Annotated in this window: 16 protein-coding genes and 1 pseudogene; 6 read left to right on the top strand and 11 right to left on the bottom strand. The window is 66.8% G+C overall.

Annotation, left to right across the window (positions count from 1 at the left end):
• Positions 1-29: 29 nt before the first annotated feature.
• The 5 genes from folP to C450_RS14870 form a co-directional block, all read right to left on the bottom strand.
• Entirely contained in the window at positions 30-2,507 is a 2,478-nt protein-coding gene (gene folP, locus C450_RS14890; RefSeq protein WP_005044772.1) for a dihydropteroate synthase, read from the bottom strand.
• 145 nt (positions 2,508-2,652) lie between these two features.
• Complete coding sequence (locus tag C450_RS14885; RefSeq protein ID WP_005044770.1) at positions 2,653-3,501, bottom strand: sugar phosphate isomerase/epimerase family protein; 849 nt, start codon at positions 3,499-3,501, stop codon at positions 2,653-2,655.
• A 49-nt stretch (positions 3,502-3,550) separates the two neighbouring features.
• Positions 3,551-4,471 carry a UbiA family prenyltransferase gene (locus tag C450_RS14880; RefSeq protein ID WP_005044767.1) on the bottom strand — a complete coding sequence of 307 codons (921 nt, stop codon included), beginning with the start codon at positions 4,469-4,471 and terminating at the stop codon, positions 3,551-3,553.
• 4 nt (positions 4,472-4,475) lie between these two features.
• Positions 4,476-5,306: a sugar phosphate isomerase/epimerase family protein gene (locus tag C450_RS14875; protein ID WP_005044765.1), complete on the bottom strand. Its 831-nt coding sequence runs from the start codon at positions 5,304-5,306 to the stop codon at positions 4,476-4,478.
• A complete protein-coding gene (locus tag C450_RS14870) occupies positions 5,303-6,106 on the bottom strand; it encodes a TatD family hydrolase (protein ID WP_005044763.1) in 804 nt (267 codons plus the stop codon). Before C450_RS14870 ends, C450_RS14875 begins: the two co-directional genes overlap by 4 nt.
• Positions 6,107-6,505: 399 nt before the next feature.
• Here C450_RS14870 and C450_RS14865 point away from each other — a divergent pair, with 399 nt between their 5' ends.
• Both C450_RS14865 and C450_RS14860 read left to right on the top strand, forming a co-directional pair.
• On the top strand, positions 6,506-7,786 hold the full coding sequence (locus C450_RS14865; protein ID WP_005044761.1) for an inositol-3-phosphate synthase: 1,281 nt from the start codon (positions 6,506-6,508) through the stop codon (positions 7,784-7,786).
• Positions 7,783-9,174: an alkaline phosphatase family protein gene (locus tag C450_RS14860; RefSeq protein WP_005044758.1), complete on the top strand. Its 1,392-nt coding sequence runs from the start codon at positions 7,783-7,785 to the stop codon at positions 9,172-9,174. Before C450_RS14865 ends, C450_RS14860 begins: the two co-directional genes overlap by 4 nt.
• A gap of 19 nt (positions 9,175-9,193) precedes the next feature.
• On the opposite strand, the gene C450_RS14855 is transcribed toward C450_RS14860, so the two are convergent.
• The 6 genes and pseudogenes from C450_RS14855 to C450_RS14830 form a co-directional block, all read right to left on the bottom strand.
• Entirely contained in the window at positions 9,194-9,673 is a 480-nt protein-coding gene (locus C450_RS14855) for a hypothetical protein (protein ID WP_005044756.1), read from the bottom strand.
• Between the two features lie 82 nt (positions 9,674-9,755).
• Positions 9,756-10,319 (bottom strand): annotated as a pseudogene (locus C450_RS14850) (phosphoribosyltransferase family protein).
• A 63-nt stretch (positions 10,320-10,382) separates the two neighbouring features.
• Positions 10,383-10,790, bottom strand: a complete 408-nt coding sequence (locus tag C450_RS14845) for a hypothetical protein (RefSeq protein ID WP_241430410.1) — start codon at positions 10,788-10,790, stop codon at positions 10,383-10,385.
• A gap of 205 nt (positions 10,791-10,995) precedes the next feature.
• Positions 10,996-12,225: a cytochrome P450 gene (locus C450_RS14840; protein ID WP_005044746.1), complete on the bottom strand. Its 1,230-nt coding sequence runs from the start codon at positions 12,223-12,225 to the stop codon at positions 10,996-10,998.
• Positions 12,226-12,380: 155 nt separating this feature from the next.
• A complete protein-coding gene (locus tag C450_RS14835) occupies positions 12,381-13,331 on the bottom strand; it encodes a DUF368 domain-containing protein (RefSeq protein WP_005044744.1) in 951 nt (316 codons plus the stop codon).
• Positions 13,328-16,375 (bottom strand): oligosaccharyl transferase, archaeosortase A system-associated, encoded by a 3,048-nt coding sequence (locus tag C450_RS14830; RefSeq protein ID WP_005044743.1) that lies wholly within the window; start codon positions 16,373-16,375, stop codon positions 13,328-13,330. The genes C450_RS14835 and C450_RS14830 overlap by 4 nt, the downstream gene beginning before the upstream one ends.
• A 205-nt stretch (positions 16,376-16,580) precedes the next feature.
• On the opposite strand from C450_RS14830, the gene pyrB reads away from it, so the two are divergent.
• The 4 genes from pyrB (at position 16,581) to C450_RS14810 (ending at position 19,378) form a co-directional block, all read left to right on the top strand.
• The gene (pyrB, locus tag C450_RS14825) at positions 16,581-17,552 is read left to right on the top strand and encodes an aspartate carbamoyltransferase (RefSeq protein WP_005044742.1); all 972 of its coding nucleotides are present in this window, start codon (positions 16,581-16,583) and stop codon (positions 17,550-17,552) included.
• On the top strand, positions 17,549-18,016 hold the full coding sequence (gene pyrI / locus C450_RS14820; protein WP_005044740.1) for an aspartate carbamoyltransferase regulatory subunit: 468 nt from the start codon (positions 17,549-17,551) through the stop codon (positions 18,014-18,016). Before pyrB ends, pyrI begins: the two co-directional genes overlap by 4 nt.
• A gap of 289 nt (positions 18,017-18,305) precedes the next feature.
• Complete coding sequence (locus C450_RS14815; protein WP_005044739.1) at positions 18,306-18,512, top strand: hypothetical protein; 207 nt, start codon at positions 18,306-18,308, stop codon at positions 18,510-18,512.
• 44 nt (positions 18,513-18,556) lie between these two features.
• Complete coding sequence (locus C450_RS14810; RefSeq protein ID WP_005044737.1) at positions 18,557-19,378, top strand: hypothetical protein; 822 nt, start codon at positions 18,557-18,559, stop codon at positions 19,376-19,378.
• Positions 19,379-19,393 lie beyond the last annotated feature (15 nt).

Raw genomic sequence — 19,393 nt, 5'->3', positions numbered from 1 at the left:
ACACTACGCACCCGACGAGGAAAAACGGTTCACTCGTCGCGATCGAACGTCTGCGGTGCAGTGGTGGCCGCACTCACGCTGACGGCGGCGACGGTCTCGGCGACGTCGTGAACACGGACGATGTCGGCACCGCGCTCGGCCGCGAGCGCGCTCGCCGCCACCGTCGCCGGGAGTCGCTCGCCGGCTTCGCTGTCGACGAGGCCGAACATCGATTTGTGTGAATGGCCCACGAGGACGGGGCAGTCGAGCGCCCGGAACTCCCCGAGACGCCCGAGAAGTGAGAAGTCCTCACGCTCGGTTTTCGCAAAGCCCAGTCCGGGATCGACGATGATCTGCTCGCGGTCGAGCCCCGCCTGCACACACCGCCTGACGAGGGGTTCGAGCTCCCGGATCGCGTCCTCGACCACGTCGTCGTACTCAGGTTCGGCGTCGGGATCGACTGGCGCGTCGATACTGTGCATCACGACGATCGGACAGTCGAACTCGGCGGCCACGAACCGCATCTCGGGGTCATCGAGTCCGGAGACGTCGTTCACGATGTCGGCTCCGGCCGAAAGCGCCGCCCGGGCGACCTCGGCCTTCCGGGTATCGATCGAGAGCAGCGCGTCGACATCGGCGATACGCTCGATCACGGGGACGACCCGATCGCGCTCGTCGGCCACCGACACCGGCTCCGCACCGGGACGGGTGCTTTCGCCACCGATATCGATCACGTCGGCCCCCGCTGCGACCATCTCCTCGGCCTGCTTGACCGCGGCGTCGGTCTCGTCGAACTCGCCGCCGTCGTGGAAGCTGTCGGGCGTGACATTCAAAATCCCCATGACGGCGGTGCCGTCGTCCCACGGGCGGCTCGTTTCCAGCGCCGTATCACCATCGGGACCGCTGCTCGCGGTATCGATGTCGAGCGCGCGAGCGATATCGGCGGCGAGCGGGCCGAGCCCGTATGGCTGGGCGTCGAGCTTCGCGACGAGGCGTTTGAACTGGGCGAGCGTGCCCGCGAGAACGACGTCGAGTCGCTCCTCGTTCTGGTCGTTCAACCCCGAGACCGCACACTCGCCGCCGAGCGAGAGCAGCTCTTCTTTGAGATACTGGGCCTGGCGCGGTCGTACCCGCGTTTTCAGGGTACGGTGAACGGTTTTCCCTCGCATCCGGTAGACGCCGGGATCGGTGACGTGCGCCCCGGAGAGCACGCGGCGGGCGTCGTCGAGATCATCGACACGTTTCGGGACGTCGAGGCGACTCCACCGGGTCCGGGCCTCCCGGACGGTGTAGAGCGAGCCGCAGACGACGACGCAGTCGTTGGGATCGGCGGCCGCGACTGCCTCGGCCACCGCGTCGGTGACGGCATTGCGGGATTCGACGGCGACGCCCTCGCGCTCGAACGACGTCGCGAGCACGCCCTCGTCCTCGGCGCGGTCGATGTCGGGCTGGCAGGTGACGGCGCGATCCGGCGTCGGGAGCGCCTCGACCATGCCTCGGTGATCCTTGTCGGCGAGCGCGCCGAACACCACGTGGAGATCGTCGTACTCGAACTCGTCGAGGACGCTCGCGAGGCGTTCGCACGCTCCGGGGTTGTGTGCGCCGTCGAGCGCGATCAGTGGTTCGCGGCCCATGACCTCGAACCGACCGGGCCAGTGAGCCCTGCGGAGGCCGTGCGCGAGATCGTCCGGTTCGACCCCGACACCGAGTTCGTCTGCGACGTGGCGGGCGAGCGGGACCGCGACGCCGGCGTTGTCGGCCTGGTGTGCGCCCACGAGTGGGAGTCGGGTCTCGACCGTCCAGTCGTCCCCCACAAGCTCGATGCGCCCCTCGATACCGACGCGGCCGTCGTAGCTCACGGCGATGTCCTCGGTGCCGGATCCCACCGTCACGACCTCGTCGGCCACCGTGTCGATCCCCGACCGTGCGTCGCCGGTCGCGGCGGTCACGAGCGGCCCGTCGCTGGGGGCGACGTGGGCGAGGTCGCGTCCGATCTCTTCTACTGTGTCGCCGAGCACGTCGGTGTGTTCGAGCGTGACGCTCGTGACCGCACTCGCCACCGGATCGACGACGCTGGTCGCGTCGTACTGCCCGCCGATGCCGACTTCGAGCACCGCGCAGTCCACGTCCTGGCGGGCGAACTCCCAGAACGCGAGCCCCGTGATCGTCTCGAAGAAGGTCGGCGAATCGCCGTCGGTCGCGCGATCGACGATGTAGGGCCGCACCGCTTCGACGTACTCCGCGAGAGCGGCCTCCGTGATCGACCGGCCGTTCACCGTGACGCGCTCGCGGACCGAATCGAGATGTGGCGAGGTGTAGAGTCCGACATCGAGTCCCGCCTCGCGGAGGATCGACTCGGTCATCCGGGCGGTCGATCCCTTCCCGTTCGAGCCCGCGATCTGGACGAACGCGATCCCGTCCTGTGGATCGTCGAGTGCGGCCAGAAGGTCGCGCGTCGCGGACAGCCGCGGCTTGGGGGGGTAGCGCCGCAGCCCGAAGAGGAAGTTCGCGGCGTCGTGGAACTCCATATCGGATTCCCGTGGGGACGTGGTTTGAGGGTATCGGACGGGCTCGCTCACCCCGTTTCCCACGACTCCTCCCCGTATAGGAGACTGTGTTGAAAATATCGGATCGTTTTCCGTGGTCGTCCGCCCCACCGAGACGACTGTGATCTCAGCAGTATCCCGAGAGCGCCTCGTAGGCCTCGCGGGCGGCCTCGTCGGGGCGATCGGGGTAGGTGTAGAGTTCGAGCGTGGCGAACCCGTCGTAGCCGACATCGTCGAGCGCGTCGAAGATCGCGCGGAAGTCGAGGTCGCCCTCACCGGGAATCCGGTGGTAGTGTTTGCCTCGAACGCCGCCGACGATGTCTTCCAGATGAACGCCCGTGATGTGGCCTGCACTCCGACGGATCGCTTCGGCGGGATCCTCGCCGTAGACCGCAGCGTGGCCGACGTCGAGGTTGATCCCGAGCGAGTCGCGGCCCACATCGTCGATGAGGTCGAGCACTTCCTCGGTGCACTCCACGAGGAGTTCGGGCTCGTATTCGATCCCGATCTCCACGCCGTGCTCTTCGGCGTAATCGAGGATCGAATCGAGCGAGTCGCGGAGATGCTCGTGGGCGCGTTCGGGCGGCGTGCCGGGAAGCGGCCGGCCAGTGGCGAGACAGACCGCGGGCGCATCGGTCAGGGCGGCGAGATCGATCGCACGTTTCGTGTACTCGACCCGCCATTCGCGATCGCCATCGTCGGCGGTGACCACGCTCGGATCGAAAAACGAGGAGGGCGGCGCGTCGTCGTAGTAGCCCGTCGCGGTGTTGGCGTTGATGTTCGAGACCCGTAGTTCAGAGTTGTCGAGCGCCGCGACCAGATCCTCCTCGTTGGCCTCGTCAAACTCAGGGAAGTACGCGTGGGGTTCGTCGCCCAGGACCTCAACGCCAGCGTAGCCGTGATCGGCGATTCGCTCGACCGCTTCAGGCAGCGCGTGGCGGGTGTAGGCGTTCGTCGAGAACGCGAGATCGACCATACCCATCCGAACGGCCGTCCACGACAAACACCTTACGAGGCACCGCCCCTCACGAGACGTCGAACACCTGGGCGAGTCCGACCGCAGGAGCGAGAAAGACGAGCACGACGAGCGCCCACGCGACGCCGGCGACTGCCGCGAACGCCGCGTCGAGGATCACGAGCCCGAGCACGCAGGCCCCCACCGCGGGACCGACAGTTCGAGGGCGAGGATCGACGTACGCCGGTTCGAGCGCGCGCCCGGTCCACGCGAGGAAGCCGGCGACGAGTACGACCGCGAGTCCGGCCCGGACGATCGGCGGACCGACAGTCGCGACCAGCCCGAGCACCGCCGCGGCGGCCACGACGACGCCGGCGGCCGTGGCAGCGACCGCCCCTCGCGGGGTGTCGGTCGCCTCGTTCGCAGCCATGTACGTCACCAGGGCGATATAGAGCGTGACGACCGCCGGCACCGAGAGCGCCCACGGTGGGAGGGCGACCGCGCTCGCGGCGGCGGCCGTCCCGAGGAGGACGTTCAGCCCGCGTGCAGTCCCCATCGCGAGGAAACCGACGGGACCGCCTTTCAGTACGCCATCGTAGAGTGCGATCGTGGCCGCGAGCGCCGCCGCGAGAACGCCAGCACGCAGGCCGGCAGCGACGAACGCGAGCGCGACACCCGCGACCAGCAGCGATCCGCCGAGCACGCCCGCCGCCTGCCGCGACACCTCCCCCGAGGGGATCGGTCGTTCGGGTCGCTCGGTCGCGTCGATCGGCGCGTCGAAGTAGTCGTTTAATACTACGCCGCCGGCGTACAGCAGCACCGACGCGAGACAGAGGCCGACGAGCGCGGGAATCGGGACCGACGCGCCGGCCGCAGTCGCAAGCGCCGCGCCGAGCAGGACGTCCGGCGGCGCGCTGAAGAGGTTCGGGACGCGCACCAGGCTCGCGTAGGCCGCGACTCGCTCCCGCGGACTCGACTCGCCGACGGCCACCCTCTCAGACCCACCCGCCGTCTTCGAGGTAGGCCATCGCGTCGCGGGCGGTCTCGGCCGCGGTTTCCTCGTAGGGGTAGAGCTCGACCGTGACGAACCCCTCGTAGCTCCGGTCGTCCAGCGCGCCGAGGAACCCGTCGATGTCCATCGCGCCGTCGCCGAGCTGGGTGTGTTCGTGGCTCCGATCTTCGGGGATGTCTTCGAGGTGGACGTGATCCACGAACGGTTCGAGCGCGTCGAAGGCCTCGACGGGGTCCTCGCCGACACAAAAGAGGTGGCCGGCGTCGAAGTTACACCGAATCCGGGGATGGTCGATCCGGTCGGCGAACTCCTGGAACTCGGCGGAGGTCTCGATCAGGAGATCGGGTTCGGGTTCGACGTGGAGATCCACGCCCACGTCCTCGGCGACCGGGAGCACCTCACGGAGGCTCTCGACGAACGTATCGAGCGCCCACTCGCGGGATTTTTCGTCCGGAATCGGCCCGCCGGGCTCGATCGAGATGTAGTCGTGATCCAGCGCGGCTGCGGTCCGCAGCGCGGCCTTCGTGTAGTCGATGCGCTCCTGGCGGTAGTCGGGGTCGGGCTCGACGTACGAGGGATGGTGGAACCCCTCGATCGCCGTGAGCATGAACGCGTTGCAGTTGCTGATTGCGAGTGCGTGCTCGTCGAGCGCGTCGTGCACGTCGGCGACCGTCTGGTCGTCGACGTCGTGGGGGTAGAGATGCGGCCGGTCGAACAGGAGTTCGATCCCGTCGTAGCCCGCGTCGGCGACGATTTCGATCGTTTCTTTCCAGTCGTACTCGCGGAACGCGTTGGCCGAGAACCCGAACTTCATCGTGGGTCGTACTCGAAGTTCGGCGACTGATCGAAGAACTCGTAGGGGTTGTCGAAGACGACTTTCTTGACGTCCTCGCGTGGCCAGCCCCGATCGAGCATCTTGTCCCTCGCCTTCGGCACCGCGAGCGGATCGGAGGGATCCCAGTCGGCGGCGCTGTTGAAGAGCATCTTGTCGGTCCCGTACTCTTCGAGGAGATCGATCGCTTTCTCGTCGGCGATCTTGCCGGGGTAGAGCGTGAAGCCAACCCAGCAGTCCGTCGTGAGAGACGTCTCGATCGTCTCGGGGGTGTTGTGGTCGATGACGATGCGTTCCTGGCTCACACCTTCGTCCTCGATGATCTCGACGATCCGTTCGGTGCCTTCGAGTTTGTCTGTGTGTGGCGTGTGGATGATGACCGGGAGTTCGCGCTCGTCGGCCATCCGGAGCTGTTCGCGAAGGGCCCACTCCTCGTCGTCGGTTCCCTGATCGAACCCGATCTCGCCGAGGCCGACGACGTTCTCGCGGTCGAGGTACTCGGGGAGGCGTTCGAGGACCTCTTCGGCCATCTCGCGGTAGTTCGCCTCCTTGGGTTCGAGCCCGATCGTGACGTAGTGATCCATCCCCGCCGCGCGCTCCGCGCGGTCGGTCTCGAAGTCGATGATCTGCTCGAAGTAATCGAAAAAGGAGCCGGCGTGCTGTTTGTCGGTCCCGCTCCAGAACGCGGGCTCGATGCAGCACTCGACGCCGGCACGGCGCGCACGTCGGTAGTCGTCGGCCGAGCGCGACACCATGTGCATGTGCGGGTCGATGATCTCCATGTCCGTGGGTGGGTGCCGGACGCACTACTATGTGCTGATCGTACACGCTCGGTTCGCGACTCGATACCATCGTTGACGGTTGGCGCGCGCTCGTGTGCGAACGAAGTGAGCGCCGAGCGCGGACACTGCGCGAGGGATGAGCGAGGAGCGTAGCGACGAGCGAATCGGCTGGGGAGGTATGTGGGCTGTTGCGGTTCTCATCTGAGCTGAGTCAGTATTCGTCGTGTCGGAGTCGGCTGCTATGAGAATCGAGTCGACTGTCTTTCAGGACGTTTCGACTGACGACTCACACCGTTCGGTGCCGACATCACAAAGTAGGTGTGTCTCGGAACCGTCGTCTCAAGCGATGCAGCGACGGAATTCTGAACCGATCGGGAAACAGGGGAGCGAATCGCAGCCATGCCAGCAGGAGAAGGCAAGCGCCACGATGGTCGGGCGGTCGCGGTGAGCGCGAGAATCGGCGTGTGGCTGATCGGGGCACGCGGAAACGTCGCCACGACCGCGATGATCGGCGCGCACGCGATCGCTCGCGAGGCGACCGCCACCGACGGGATGGTGACCGAACGCGCTCCCCTGACGGATCTGGACCTTCCAGCGGTCGAATCGCTGGTGTTCGGCGGCCACGACATCCAGGCCGGCAGCGTCGTCGAGACGGCAGAACGCCTCCACGAACGCAACGGCGTTCCCGATCGAGACACCCTCGACGCGGTTCGGGACGACCTCGCCACGATCGACGACCGGATCGTGACCGGCACCGCGCGCAACTGCGGGCGCACCGTCGCGGAGATCGCCGACGATGCAGCGTTCGACGACGAGACGCTCTCGATTCGGGAGATCGTCGAGCGCATCCGTGCCGACTACGCCGCCTTCCGCGAGGATGAGAGTCTCGATCGGGTCGTGGTGGTGAACGTCGCTTCCTCGGAGCCGATGCCGACCGATCCCGACCAGTACGACTCGATCGCAGCGATCGAGGCCGCGCTCGACGCCGACGACCCGCTGCCGGCGAGCGCGCTCTACGCCTACGCCGCCATCGACGACGGCCACCCGTTCGTGAACTTCACGCCGAACGCCGCGAACGCGCTCGGTGGGATTCAGGACCTCGCCGAGCGCGAGAACGTCCCCCACATGGGCCGTGACGGCAAAACCGGCGAAACGCTCCTGAAGAGCGCGCTCGCGCCGATGTTCGCCGGACGGAACCTCCGAGTGCTCTCGTGGGAGGGCCACAACATCCTCGGGAACCGCGATGGGGAAGTGCTCGAAGACGACGCGAACAAAGCGGGCAAGCTCCAGAGCAAGGGTGGCGTCCTCGACGAAATTCTCGACGACGACATCCACAACCGGGTCAGAATCGACTACACGCCCGCGCTCGGCGACTGGAAGACCGCGTGGGACGACATCCGATTCCAGGGCTTTCTCGACACGCAGATGAAGTTGCAGTTCACGTGGGAGGGGTCGGACTCGGCGCTCGCCGCACCGCTCGTGCTCGATCTCGTTCGGCTCCTTGCCCACGCCGACGCACAGGACGAAGGCGGGCTCCAGCCCCACCTCGCCTCCTTCTTCAAGGACCCGCTCGGTGTCGACGAACACGATCTCTCTCGGCAGTTCGAACGACTCTCCGAGTACGTGGACCGACACACGAACGCAGCGACGACCGAGGTGGAGACGGAGAACTCGCCATGACCACCGAACCTGACGACGACGGAACCACGACAACCGCTGGCGGAACCACAAGTGCCGGCCGGGCGATCGTCCTCGACGTCATCGGCCTCGAACCCGACCACCTCGACCGAGGGCTCGCACCGAACATCGCCGATCTCGTCGGCGAGCCCGCGCGGGCGACGCTCGAACCACCGTTCCCGGCGGTCACCCTTCCCGTGCAGACCACGCTCGCCACCGGACGCTCGCCCGAATCCCACGGCGACGTCTCCAGCGGCGAGTACGACCGCGAGCACGACGTGGCCGCGTTCTGGGAGCGCGACCGAGCCGACCGCGACCGCCTCTGGGAGACCGCGAGCGACGCCGGCCTCACCACCGGCGTGTTCTGCTTCCAGCATCTCATCGACACGACCGCCGACGTCGCGCTCACGCCCTCACCGATCGAGGACGAGGACAACAACATCCTCGAAATGAACTGCTGGACCAACCCCGACGACTTTTACGACGATCTTCGGGAAGAGCTCGGCCACTTCCCGCTGCACACCTACTGGGGACCGGGCGCGAACGAGGAATCGTCGACGTGGATCCTCGACGCCGCGAGCGAGGCGATCGAGCGCCACGATCCAGACCTGCTCTGGATCTACGTCCCCCACCTCGACTACGACGGTCTCCGACACGGCTCCAGCGACGAACTCGACGACGCGATCGGCGTCGTCGATGATCTCGTCGGCGAGTTCATCGACGGCCTCCGTGGCGACGACCGGTGGGACGAGACGGTCGTGAACGTCGTCAGCGAATACGGTTTTCACGACGTCGATACGCCCGTGTTTCCGAACCGTGCGCTCCGCGACGCCGGACTGCTCTCGGTGATGGACGACGGCGAGGGTGGCGAAGAGGTCGATCTCGGCTCGTCGAGGGCGTTTGCGATGGTCGATCACCAGGTGACACACGTCTACACCGACGAGGGGAGTGTCGATGACGCTCGTGAGGCGCTCGCCCCGCTGGACGGCGTCGAACGCGTGCTCGGTGGTGAGGGGAAGGTCGAGTACGGCGTCGATCATCCGAGCGCGGGCGACTTAGTGCTCGTCGCGGAGTCCTCGGCGTGGTTCCAGTACTACTGGTGGCGCGAGGAAAGCGATGCACCGTACTACGCGACCGACATGGACATCCACGCCAAGCCCGGCTTCGATCCCTGTGAACTGTTCTTCGGCGACAGCGGCCTCGCATCGCTCGACCCGACGCTCGTCGGCGGCTCACACGGCCGCCGGGACTGTGAAGGGTTCTACGGGCTCGGCGGTCCGGCCGCACCCGCGTCGGTGCCCGAGACGGTCGACGCGCGGACGGTCGCACCGACGCTCGTCGACGTTCTCGACATCGATGTGGAGATGGAGTTCGAGACCGACCCGCTCTGAGAGGCGCGGTCCGAGGCCACTACGGACCCCATTTCCACCACGACGGGAGCGTCGAGGCGTGGGCGGTGATCTGCGGGAACACCCACACCGTGCCGGCCGCGACGAGGACGGCGAACGCGGCAGAGCCGAGCGCCGATCCCGAGAGGAGGTCGATCGTCGCGCCGCCGTAGGCCGCGACCAGGACGAGCAGGTTGTGGACGACGGCGCGGGCGAGAAGCAGTCGTGGCGTTAGCGGCGGCCACGAAAGCCTCGTCCATCCGGTTCGGATCGTCCCGATGGCGATCGCGGCGGTCGACAGCGCGACGATAGCAGCGAGTTTCACCTCGGCGTTGGCGGATGCGTCGAGTAGACTGAAAAGTGCCGGCAAGCCGAGTATCGCGACCTCCGCACAACCGAAGAAGACGCCTTCGATCCACCGCTCGACGCCGACTTTCTCGGCGGTTCGTGGTCCGGCCTTGCGCCGTTCGGTGGCGTTGTCGGATCCGCTATCCGGCGACACTGTTCTCGATTCACTCCGGCAGTTGATACATGTTACTACTGACCACGTGGTGGTATACCACGACAGATCGCGGCAGGCTACCTCAACCCTCCTGCCCGACGCGGATGACCTGGAGAAGCGATTCGACCGGCACGCCCTCCAACTCCCCGACACCGCGCTTGTCGACCAGCACGCCACAGCCGACCGGCGTGCCACCCTGCTCGGTGATGGCGTCGATCGTCTCGGTCATCGTCGTCCCGCTCGTGATGGTGTCGTCGACCACGTAACACTCCCGCCCGCGGATCTCGGCGAAGTTCCGTGAGAAGTTGCCGCTGAGGTCGTCGATATCGCCCTCCTCCCACTGGTGTTTCCGGGGCGCGTAGGCTGTCTCTTATACACATCTCTGATGGCNACCGAGCAGGTCGGCCATCGCGCGGCCGACGTACGAGAGTCTCGTACTATCGCGGCCGAACGCGCTCCAGTCGACGTGGATGTCTTCGAGCGCGTCGGTCGGTGCGGGCTCCCGGGTCGCGGTGCCGCCGCCGCGTTCGACCAGCCAGCTCGCGGTCTCGCGCGAGACGTTGAGCTCGTCGGCGATCTCGCCGTTCGAGAGCCCCTGGTCAGCCAGTTCGTTCGCGCTGCCGATCAGGTCGTCGACGTTCTTCATCGCCGGGGGTTGCGCCCGGCGTGTAATAGGTGTGTTGTCGTCGGGTCCGTCGGACGTACGGGATCAGTACGTCCGTCCTCGCCGGCCAGCGTCAGGGCGCGTGTCGGTCCGCATCGGCGACGTGCCGTCACAGCGGTCCGCGCCCGCGGCGATGGTGTCGAGCGTGAACGGATCGGTCGAATCGCTCCGTCTGGCGCTCGCGCTCGCGTGTTTCATACACGACAGCAGCGTATCGGTCGCGGCCCCGCGGCTCGTGACGTAGCCGATCGAGCGCTCGTTCACCGTCCCGCCGGCGCGCTTCCGGCACGTCAGCCGCCAGCGCCCGGCCATATCGAACGATAGCGGGTCCGATCTGTCGGCCTTCGTTGCTTCCACCTCGAAGGTGTCGTACGCGAACACGAGTTCGTCCTCCTCGGCGTGTTTGCACACCCACCCACACGGTAGCCGTACGTCTTCGGATAGTGTACTCATTCTTCTCCCCCTGTCCCGACAAACACTTACCAACCGTCTTTCAGTTCTGCCTGCGGCTGCCGGCACACTATATAGCCTCCCGTCCGCGCTCCCGACTCTGCTGCCGGTCTCGTGTGCCATCGATCGGCGATTGACCGTCGTGGCGCCGCGATTCAGCGGACCGACCATCCACGCAACTCCATCGACGGGCGCAGTTGACGCGCCGTCAGGCCGCGTCGTAGCGGATCGGCAGCGACTCCACACCGTAGATGAACGAGCTTCGCGTCGGCGAGAGGTCGGTGTCGGCGAGCGCCAGTCCGTCGACTCGCGAAAGCAGTTCCGACAGCGCGACGCGGGCTTCGAGTCGGGCCAGCGGCGCGCCGAGACAGTAGTGCGTGCCGTGGCCGAAGCCGAGATGCCCGGTGGGCGCGCGATCGACCACGAACTCGTCGGCGGTTGCGAACTGGCGGCTGTCGCGGTTCGCCGAGCCGAGCCACGCCACGAGTCGGTCGCCTTCCTCGATCGTTTCGCCGCCGAGCGTGACGTCGGACCGCGCGACGCGCGTCATCGCCTGCACGGGTGCGCGATACCGCAGCACCTCTTCGACAGCAGTCCCGATGGCGTTCTCCTCGCCCGCCAGCTCGGCGAACAGATCGTGGTTCCCGAAACACCGCACGGCGTTCGTGATGAGGTTCGTGGTCGTGATGTTGCCGGCGATGAGCAACAGCATACACATCCCGAGCGCCTCCTGCTGGGGGAGTGTGCTGCCGTCGGACAACTCCGCCGTGGCGATCGTCGAGAGGAGGTCGTCGCGCGGGTTCTCGCGACGGTCCTCGATGAGTTCGAGGAAATACATCGCCATCTCGCGCTGGCTCGCCTGCTGTCGTTCGGCGACTTCTGCACCCGCCTCGCCGTCCGCGGCCGCGACGAGCGACTCCGACCATTCCCTGAACTGCGCGCGGTCCTCGCTCGGCACGCCGAGGACCTCGGCGATCACGATGACCGGGAACGGATAGGCGAGTTCGTCGACGAGATCCATCGTGCCGTCGTTCGTGGCGAGGGCGTCGTCGAGCAGGTCACCCATGAGTTCGCGGAGGCGCGGTTCGAGTTCGGCCACGACGCGCGGACTGAACGCCTCCTCGACGATCGCGCGGAGCTCGTCGTGGCGCGGCGGGTCCTGAAACAGCATCGTATCGAGGATGAGTCCCTCGCCCTCGCCGCCGGCTTCGACGAAATCACTCGCGTTGCGCGGGTCCACCGAGAACGTCTCGTCGTCGCTGATGACACGCTTGACGTCTGCGTGGCGGAAGACGTCCCACGACCCGCGTGCCGGATCGTACCGCACCGGCGACCCCTCGCGCATCTCCTGGTACCACTCGAACGGTTCGAGCCACGCGTCGGGCTCGGTGAGCGCCTCGGGAAACGCCTGGATCCCCTGCGGGTCGGCGGAGCTCATACCTGTTGGTACTCGCCTACTAACTATCAACCTTTCCCGTCACGTTCCCCGGACGGTCGGCCTAGTCTCCACCAGTCATGACTCGCCGTTCTCACCGTTCGGTACGGGGTGTAGAGCAACGAACCGGGCGACTGAAACGGATGGTCGAGCGCGCCTCAGGAGAAGTCGATGTCGGCGGTGTAGCGATCGACGAGAAGCACGAGCGCGCCACCGACCGCGGCGACGGCGAGCACCGATCCGATCGCGGTCGGTGTCGCGACGGGCGTGTTGTTGATCACTTCAGTCGCGGGTAGGCGAAGCGCGCCGACCATCAGGCTCACGAGGAACGTCAACGTCGCCTCTCGGTAGTTTGCGAGCGCCCACCGGATGGCGTAGGCGATCGAGAAGAGACCGACGAGCGCACCAGCGCCGAACGCGAGGATCACGATGCCTGGTTCGATCAGCACTTCGAGGCTGCCGCCCGACGCGAGGCCGACGAGTCCGTCGGTGAACTCCGTGAGGGTGCCCGTCAAGAACTCGTACTGGCCGAGAACGTAGAGGAAAAAGGCCCCCGAGATCCCGGGCAGGATCATGCCGGCGATCGCGATCGAGCCGGCGACGAGTACGAACAGCGGCGAGTTCGGCATCGAGTTGCTGACTTCCGGCCCCGAGAGCGCGAACGCGAGCACGAACCCGAAGACTGCGACCGCGACTCGTCGTGGCGTGTCGAGCGAGACGTGGTCGTAAAGCACGATCGCCGAGGCCGCGATCAGGCCGAAAAACAGCGCCGCCACGAGCCCCGGGTAGGTCTCGAAGGCGTAGGTCATAACCTGTGCGACGGTGACCAGCGCCGTGGCGATCCCTGCCCCGAGCGCGAGTAAGAAGGGAACGTCCATTGCCACCAGCGCGGCCCGGAGCTCGGCGCGCTCCGTCCGGCGGTGGACCCGCGGCAGGTACCGGAGCACGCCCGGATCGAGCGCCGTGATCGCGGCGATCAGCCGCTCGTAGATCCCCGTGATGAGCGCGATCGTCCCGCCCGAGACGCCGGGCACTGCGTCCGCAGCCCCCATGAACATCCCCTTGAGGTAGACGATGAACCACTCACGCATCGACTCTCGCCCGCTCATCGTGCTACCCGTGCTTGGCTCGGTGCTGTCCGAGCCGCGCCGGCGACACGCTCGCCGGGAGCCGCCATCGCGCTCGCGTTCGTCGTGTTCGTGCCGGTGGAGCCGTTCTCGGTGGTTGAGGCGTTCGTCGCGGCACTCGCGTTGCCGCTCGACGTGCCGTTCGTCGCGTTCCCGGCCGTCGCATTTCCGGCCGAGGTGTTCGTCGGCAGCGACACCGATTCCTGCTGGAGATCGACCGTGACGCTCTCGTTGGTGCGGCCGATCACCGCTCCCTCGGAGACGTCGGTGGTCGCGTTCCACCGGGTCGCGTTGTCACCGCCACCCTCGACCGGCGTCTGGAACGTGTACGGCCCGTTCGCCTGGACCGAGACGTTCGTCGCGCCTTGCTCGGTCCCCCACTGGTCGTAGCCGGTGGTGGAGTACGGCAGCGTCATCGTGAACGCACCTTGGTCGTCGGTCGTGGCCTGCTGGGTGTAGTTGAACGTGCTTTCGGAGCCGGGCATACCCATCTCGACGGTGGCTTCGACAGTTGTATTCGCCGGGCCGGTGCCCTCGACCGTCGCGCCGGGCACCCGCTCGAACGTCTTGACCCAGCTCGGCGACGTGGGGACCAGCTCGCTCGCGTTCAGGCCCGTCGCCTGGAGTCGCTGGAACAGGCTCTGGGCGAGCTGTCTCGAGGGCTGCTGGCTCGCGTCGGCCAGTCGGTAGTGTTCGAGTGCTGCCACGCGTTCCTGGGGATAGGCTCCGACACCACCGATCTGGGCCGAGCCGTCCTCCTCGACGAACGCCCGTGCGGCCGACATGTTGTCGAAGCGCTTGATCGCCGACTCGTTGCCCGACGGGACGGATGCCTGTGCTGTGGAGTCGCCCTGCGGGATCGGACTCTCGTAGTCGACCACGACCGGCTCGGGTTCGACCGCGCTGCCGTGGAACGAGTACAGCCGGGTCCGCATCGTCTCGTAGTGGCGCTGCTCGTAGGCGTAAAACGCGAGCGAGGGCTGTTGGCTCCCCGGTTGCTGGGTCACGATCGGCGTCACGTCGTCGTAGATCGACAGCGGGCCGTCGTTGTACCACGTGAACGGCGCGGTGAACAACGCCCCGCCGGCGGGATCGGCCATCCGCCAGTCGATCATCACGTAACGCACGCCCTCGCCATCCTCCGTCCGTGTGATCTCGTTGGCTCGCGAGACGTCGTCGGCGAGCAGGAAGTTCGCGGCCTGACGGGCGTTCTGCTGGAAGGGGTTCGCCGTCGGGATGCGCTCGCCGAGCGTCGTGATCCAGTGGCCGTAGTCCCACCACGATAGCACGCCGTAGGCTCCGTCGGGGTAGTCGAAGTCGTCGGTACGCTCGTACTCCCCGTAGTAGTCCATCGAGTTGTTGTGCCCGCCGTAAGTCCCCTCCGCAGGCGTGTTGTTCGCCATCCAGTCGAGGCTTCCGCTCCAGCCACGGACGGTGGAGCCGGGGTACGAACGCTCGTCCGCATGGCCGCCGGCACTCGTCAGCGCGGCGCCGCTGCCCACGACGAGCGGTGCGGTGATGAGCAAAACGACCGCGAGCACCGTGAGCACCTGATAGGCCTCGAGGTTCCGGAGGCCCGTTGCTGCATCACTGGAAGCGAGAAATCGGATCAGCTCCCCGACGAGGACGGCGTTGAGCACGCAGATCGGGACGATGAGGTAGTAGTCGAACCGGGTCTGGGTCAGCGTCGCCGCGATCATCAGTGCGGTCCAGACGAGGACGAACACCGCAGCAGCCGGCTGTTTGCTCCGGCCGAGCGCGAGTCGCACCATCAACACCACCGCACCGGCGATCCCGGTGAAGAAGGCGAGCCCGTAGGAGTTCCGGAAGAAGCCGAGCGCCTGGTTGACCGCTTCTCCGAACGGCACGCCGGCCTGGAAGGGCGGCTGGGCCTCGCCGACGGTCAGCGATGTCGCGCTCGACCCGAGCCCCACGATGCGTTCGAGCTGGTTGAGGAAGTACTCGAACAGCGAGGGTGTGGCGACCGCCATCACGACCGCACCAGCGACGAACAGCCCGAGGATCGTCCCCGGGTAAGCGAGTCCCGGTAAGTCGCGTGCTTCGACCGTCCGGGCGAGCCACGCCATGAACACGCAGCCGATCGCCCCCAGGAACGCGAGCGCGGGATGGAGCAGCGAGAAGCTGGTCACGCTGATCTCGGTCGACTGGAAGGTGACGAGCGTGAGCACGCCGACGACCGACAGCGCGACCGCACTCACGATGGCGACGTGTTCCGGACTCTCGCCACGCAGATACGCGGCCGGTAGCGCGACGAGGAGGAAGACGCCGAAGATCCCGACGAGCAGGAGGCCGGGTGGCCACACCCAGATGTAGACCGAGATGGCGATCCCGGCGAGGACGGCCCAGCCGATCGGTCGGCGCAGGCTGGACACGTCGCGCTCGACGAACTGCTCGTAGACGGGTTTCTCGCGCTCGGCGACCGTGAGTGCGATCACGATCACGGCGACCGCGAGCACCTGGAAGAACGCCTCCGCTGCGTGGTGGTCCGAAAAGCCCGCGACCGAGCGTGCGAGGAGCGTGCTCGGCGAGAGCGCGAGGATCGCTACCCCGACTACGCCGCCGAACCGGCCGCCGAAGCGTTTGGCGAGGAAGTACGCCGGGATCGCGACGAGCGTCCCGAACACTGCGGGCGCGAACAGCAGCGTGAGGGCGGTGGTCTGCTCCGAAGGGCTGCCGAGCCCGATCACGAGCGCCGCGGTGGCGACGATCTGATCGTACAGCGTGCCGAACTGGCCGATCGCCGTCCCCGTGGGGAAGCTGGTCCACGGCTCGAACGGCAGCGTCGACGGCCAGTTCACGACCGTGTACTCCACCTGTCGGAGGTGATACCAGGCGTCGTTGCCGCTGAAGAGGACTTCGCCGTCGACGACGAATCGCCGCCAGTTGCGCACCCGGATCCAGAACATGAACCCGACGAGAACGACCAGAAGAGGAACGTGATACCACGACTCGACGGCGTCGAGCGCGGGGAGTCGCTCGGCGAGTTGCTCCCGGCGTTGACTCATTGGCGCTATCCACCCCCGAGACGCGCATAAGGCTTGTGAAACGTCCGATCACCGCCCGACGGCGACGGTTCGCACGATCGATCGCTCCGCACACCCGGTTCGAGCGCCGCGATCGCCGTATCCACAACTACAAGACGATCGGCCGTTCGACTCGACACGAGAATGGCCCACCTAGCCGCACAACGGAGGTGTCTCCTCACAACCGATGCTCGATCGTGATCACGTCATCACCGCGAAGAACCTCTCGCGCGCCGACATCGAGACGGTGCTCGATCGTGCGGCCGCCATCGAGCGCGATCCCCCGGACCGGGACCGCCACGCGGGGCGGCTGCTCGGGCTGTGCTTTTTCGAGCCGAGCACGCGCACGCGGATGAGCTTCGAGGCCGCGATCAAGCGCCTCGGCGGCGACGCGCTCGACATGGGGCCGGTCGATTCCTCCAGCGCGACCAAAGGTGAGAGTCTCGCCGACACAGTACGAGTCATCGAAGGGTACGCCGACGCGCTGGTGCTCCGCCATCCCAGCGAGGGCGCGGCGACGATGGCGAGCGATTTCGTCGACGTGCCGCTGCTCAACGCCGGCGACGGCGCGGGCCAGCATCCCACGCAGACGCTGCTCGATCTCTACACCATGCGCGAGAACGCGGGCGGGCTCACCGATCTCACGGTCGGGATCATGGGCGATCTGAAGTACGGCAGGACTGTACATTCGCTCGCGTACGCGCTCACCAAGTTCGATGCCAGTCAGCACTTCGTGAGTCCGGAAAGTCTGCGGCTTCCCCGTTCCGTGCGGTACGACCTCCACGAGGCCGGCGCGCAGGTCCGTGAGCACGAGGATCTCGATGACGTCCTCTCCGAGCTCGACGTGCTCTACGTCACCCGAATCCAGCGCGAACGCTTCCCCGACGAGAACGAGTACCGTGCGGTGGCGGGCGAGTACCGCATCGACGCCGAAACCCTCGACCGCGCCCGCGACGAGTGCATCGTGATGCACCCGCTGCCGCGGGTCGACGAGATCGCGCCCGATGTCGACCCGACCGATCACGCCCACTACTTCGAGCAGGCCCACAACGGCGTTCCCGTCCGGATGGCGCTGCTCGATCTGCTGCTCGACGATACCGACGATGGGGAGGCCGTAGACGCTACCGAGGACGACAGCGCGAACGGAGGGTCTCGATGAGCGAGCGCGACGACCACGAGCTCCGGATCAGCAAGATCGAAAACGGCACGGTGATCGATCACATCGCGGGCGGGCACGCCCCCGACGTGCTCGCCATCCTCGGGATCGGCAGTTCGACCGACGAGGTCGTGAGCGTCGGGATGAACGTCCCGTCCGATCGGCTGGGCCACAAGGACGTCGTGAAGATCGAGGGCCGCGAACTCAGCCAGGACGAGGTCGACGTGATCTCGCTGATCGCGCCCGCGGCCTCGATCAACATCATCCGGGAGTACGGTGTCGCCGAGAAACACCGTGTCGAACGCCCCGCCGTCGTCGAGGGCGTGCTCTCGTGTCCGAACCACGACTGCATCACCACCGACGGCGAGCCCGTGACCTCGCGGTTCGAAGTGCTCGACGACGGCGTGCGGTGTGCGTACTGCGAGACCATCCTCCGCGAAAACCTCACCGAGCACATCGACGTCTGAGCGGCGACACCGGACCGATCCACATCGAACCGCGGTTCGACTCGCGGCGTGATGCCACAACGATTATGTTCGTCTGTTCTGTCGTATCGGGTGATGTCTCGAAAACTCACCGCCGTGGTCGCGTTGTTCGCAATCGTTCTCGCGGTCGCTGTCGCGCGTCGGTAGGCCGACACGGCGATGGCGGCCTTCCAGTGTTCCGTGCCGTAGTGGCGACAACGGTTCGGCGGGCGGATCGATGGCTTGCAACAGCCACCCGAAGAACGAACTCGTGGCGGGGAGCGGAGGAAGTATGGCCGATCCTGGCGCTCGATTCGGGTTCGATTTCGTGACGACGCTCGTTGGATCAGGACTCACACTACTGCTCACGGCGGGAATCGTCCGTTACGGCGACCGGTTCCAGTTCACGACCACCGAGCTCTACGCCCTCGGCGGTGGGGGGTTACTGGTCGTCGGGCTCCTGTTCGGTGTCGTGCTCGCTGCCACCGGCTCGAAGTAGCGTCCGAACGAACCGCTTACCCCGTGGCGGCTCCCAGCACGGGTATGTTCGGGGTCGTGACGCGCAACGCCGAGGAGCTCGACTGGCCGACGTTCGATCGGCGATGCTACGAGGTCAAGTCAGTGAGCGGCCAGGCCAGGGAACCGATCGCCGGCGCGACGAGCATGATCGCGTGTCACGCCGACACCGCGGCCGCCGACGCGAGCCCCGAGCTCGCCCCCGTGACCGAGGACGGCGACCTCGCCACCCGCGAACGCCAGTACTTCGACTGGGGGTACGTCTGCCCCACCCATCCCGACTACCGCGAGGGCCTGCTCGAAACCATCGCGGACGCGGCCGACACGAGCGGCGACGTCCGCCTCGACGACGTCGGCTTCCCCCGACCCGAGTACTGTTTCTGCGATCGCTGCGTCGAGCGATTCGCAACGAGCGAGTACGACGACCGCTTCGCGTGGCGCGCGTCGGTCGTCACCGAGTTCGTGGGCGAGGCCGCCGACCGGATTCCCGGCAAACTCTCGCTCACGCTCCACCCCGATCCCTACCCCGGGCATCTCCACGAGCGATCGGGACTCGATCTGGATGGGCTTTCCGAACACGTCGACGAGTTCGTCGTCCCGCTCTACGACACGGCCTACGGCACGACCTACTGGCTCGAATCGATCGCGAGCGGGTTTCGTGACGCGCTCGACGCACCGCTCGCGATCGAACTCTACGCCGTCGACATCGAGATCGAGAATCTGGTCCACGCCGCCGAGGTCGCCGACGCCTACGCGACCGACGTCCTCTTCGGCTACGACGCGAGCAACGCCCAGGCCGCGATCCGGCGGCTGAATGCCGAGACGCGAGAGGGAAAATCCCACGGGTAGTCAAGCATCGGTCCA

The sequence above is a fragment of the Halococcus salifodinae DSM 8989 genome (assembly GCF_000336935.1).
In the GTDB taxonomy this organism is placed as follows: domain Archaea; phylum Halobacteriota; class Halobacteria; order Halobacteriales; family Halococcaceae; genus Halococcus; species Halococcus salifodinae.
This window is presented reverse-complemented; position numbering and strand designations above follow the sequence as displayed.

Coding starts and splice junctions, on each gene's coding strand:
- folP (WP_005044772.1), bottom strand. CDS start 2,507: ATGGAGTTCCACGACGCCGCGAACTTCCTCTTCGGGCTGCGGCGCTAC.
- C450_RS14885 (WP_005044770.1), bottom strand. CDS start 3,501: ATGGTCGATCTCGCGTTCTCGACGAACGCCTACACCCGCCACGCGCTG.
- C450_RS14875 (WP_005044765.1), bottom strand. CDS start 5,306: ATGAAGTTCGGGTTCTCGGCCAACGCGTTCCGCGAGTACGACTGGAAA.
- C450_RS14870 (WP_005044763.1), bottom strand. CDS start 6,106: ATGGAGATCATCGACCCGCACATGCACATGGTGTCGCGCTCGGCCGAC.
- C450_RS14865 (WP_005044761.1), top strand. CDS start 6,506: ATGCCAGCAGGAGAAGGCAAGCGCCACGATGGTCGGGCGGTCGCGGTG.
- C450_RS14860 (WP_005044758.1), top strand. CDS start 7,783: ATGACCACCGAACCTGACGACGACGGAACCACGACAACCGCTGGCGGA.
- C450_RS14845 (WP_241430410.1), bottom strand. CDS start 10,790: ATGAGTACACTATCCGAAGACGTACGGCTACCGTGTGGGTGGGTGTGC.
- C450_RS14840 (WP_005044746.1), bottom strand. CDS start 12,225: ATGAGCTCCGCCGACCCGCAGGGGATCCAGGCGTTTCCCGAGGCGCTC.
- C450_RS14835 (WP_005044744.1), bottom strand. CDS start 13,331: ATGAGCGGGCGAGAGTCGATGCGTGAGTGGTTCATCGTCTACCTCAAG.
- C450_RS14830 (WP_005044743.1), bottom strand. CDS start 16,375: ATGAGTCAACGCCGGGAGCAACTCGCCGAGCGACTCCCCGCGCTCGAC.
- pyrB (WP_005044742.1), top strand. CDS start 16,581: ATGCTCGATCGTGATCACGTCATCACCGCGAAGAACCTCTCGCGCGCC.
- pyrI (WP_005044740.1), top strand. CDS start 17,549: ATGAGCGAGCGCGACGACCACGAGCTCCGGATCAGCAAGATCGAAAAC.
- C450_RS14815 (WP_005044739.1), top strand. CDS start 18,306: ATGGCCGATCCTGGCGCTCGATTCGGGTTCGATTTCGTGACGACGCTC.
- C450_RS14810 (WP_005044737.1), top strand. CDS start 18,557: ATGTTCGGGGTCGTGACGCGCAACGCCGAGGAGCTCGACTGGCCGACG.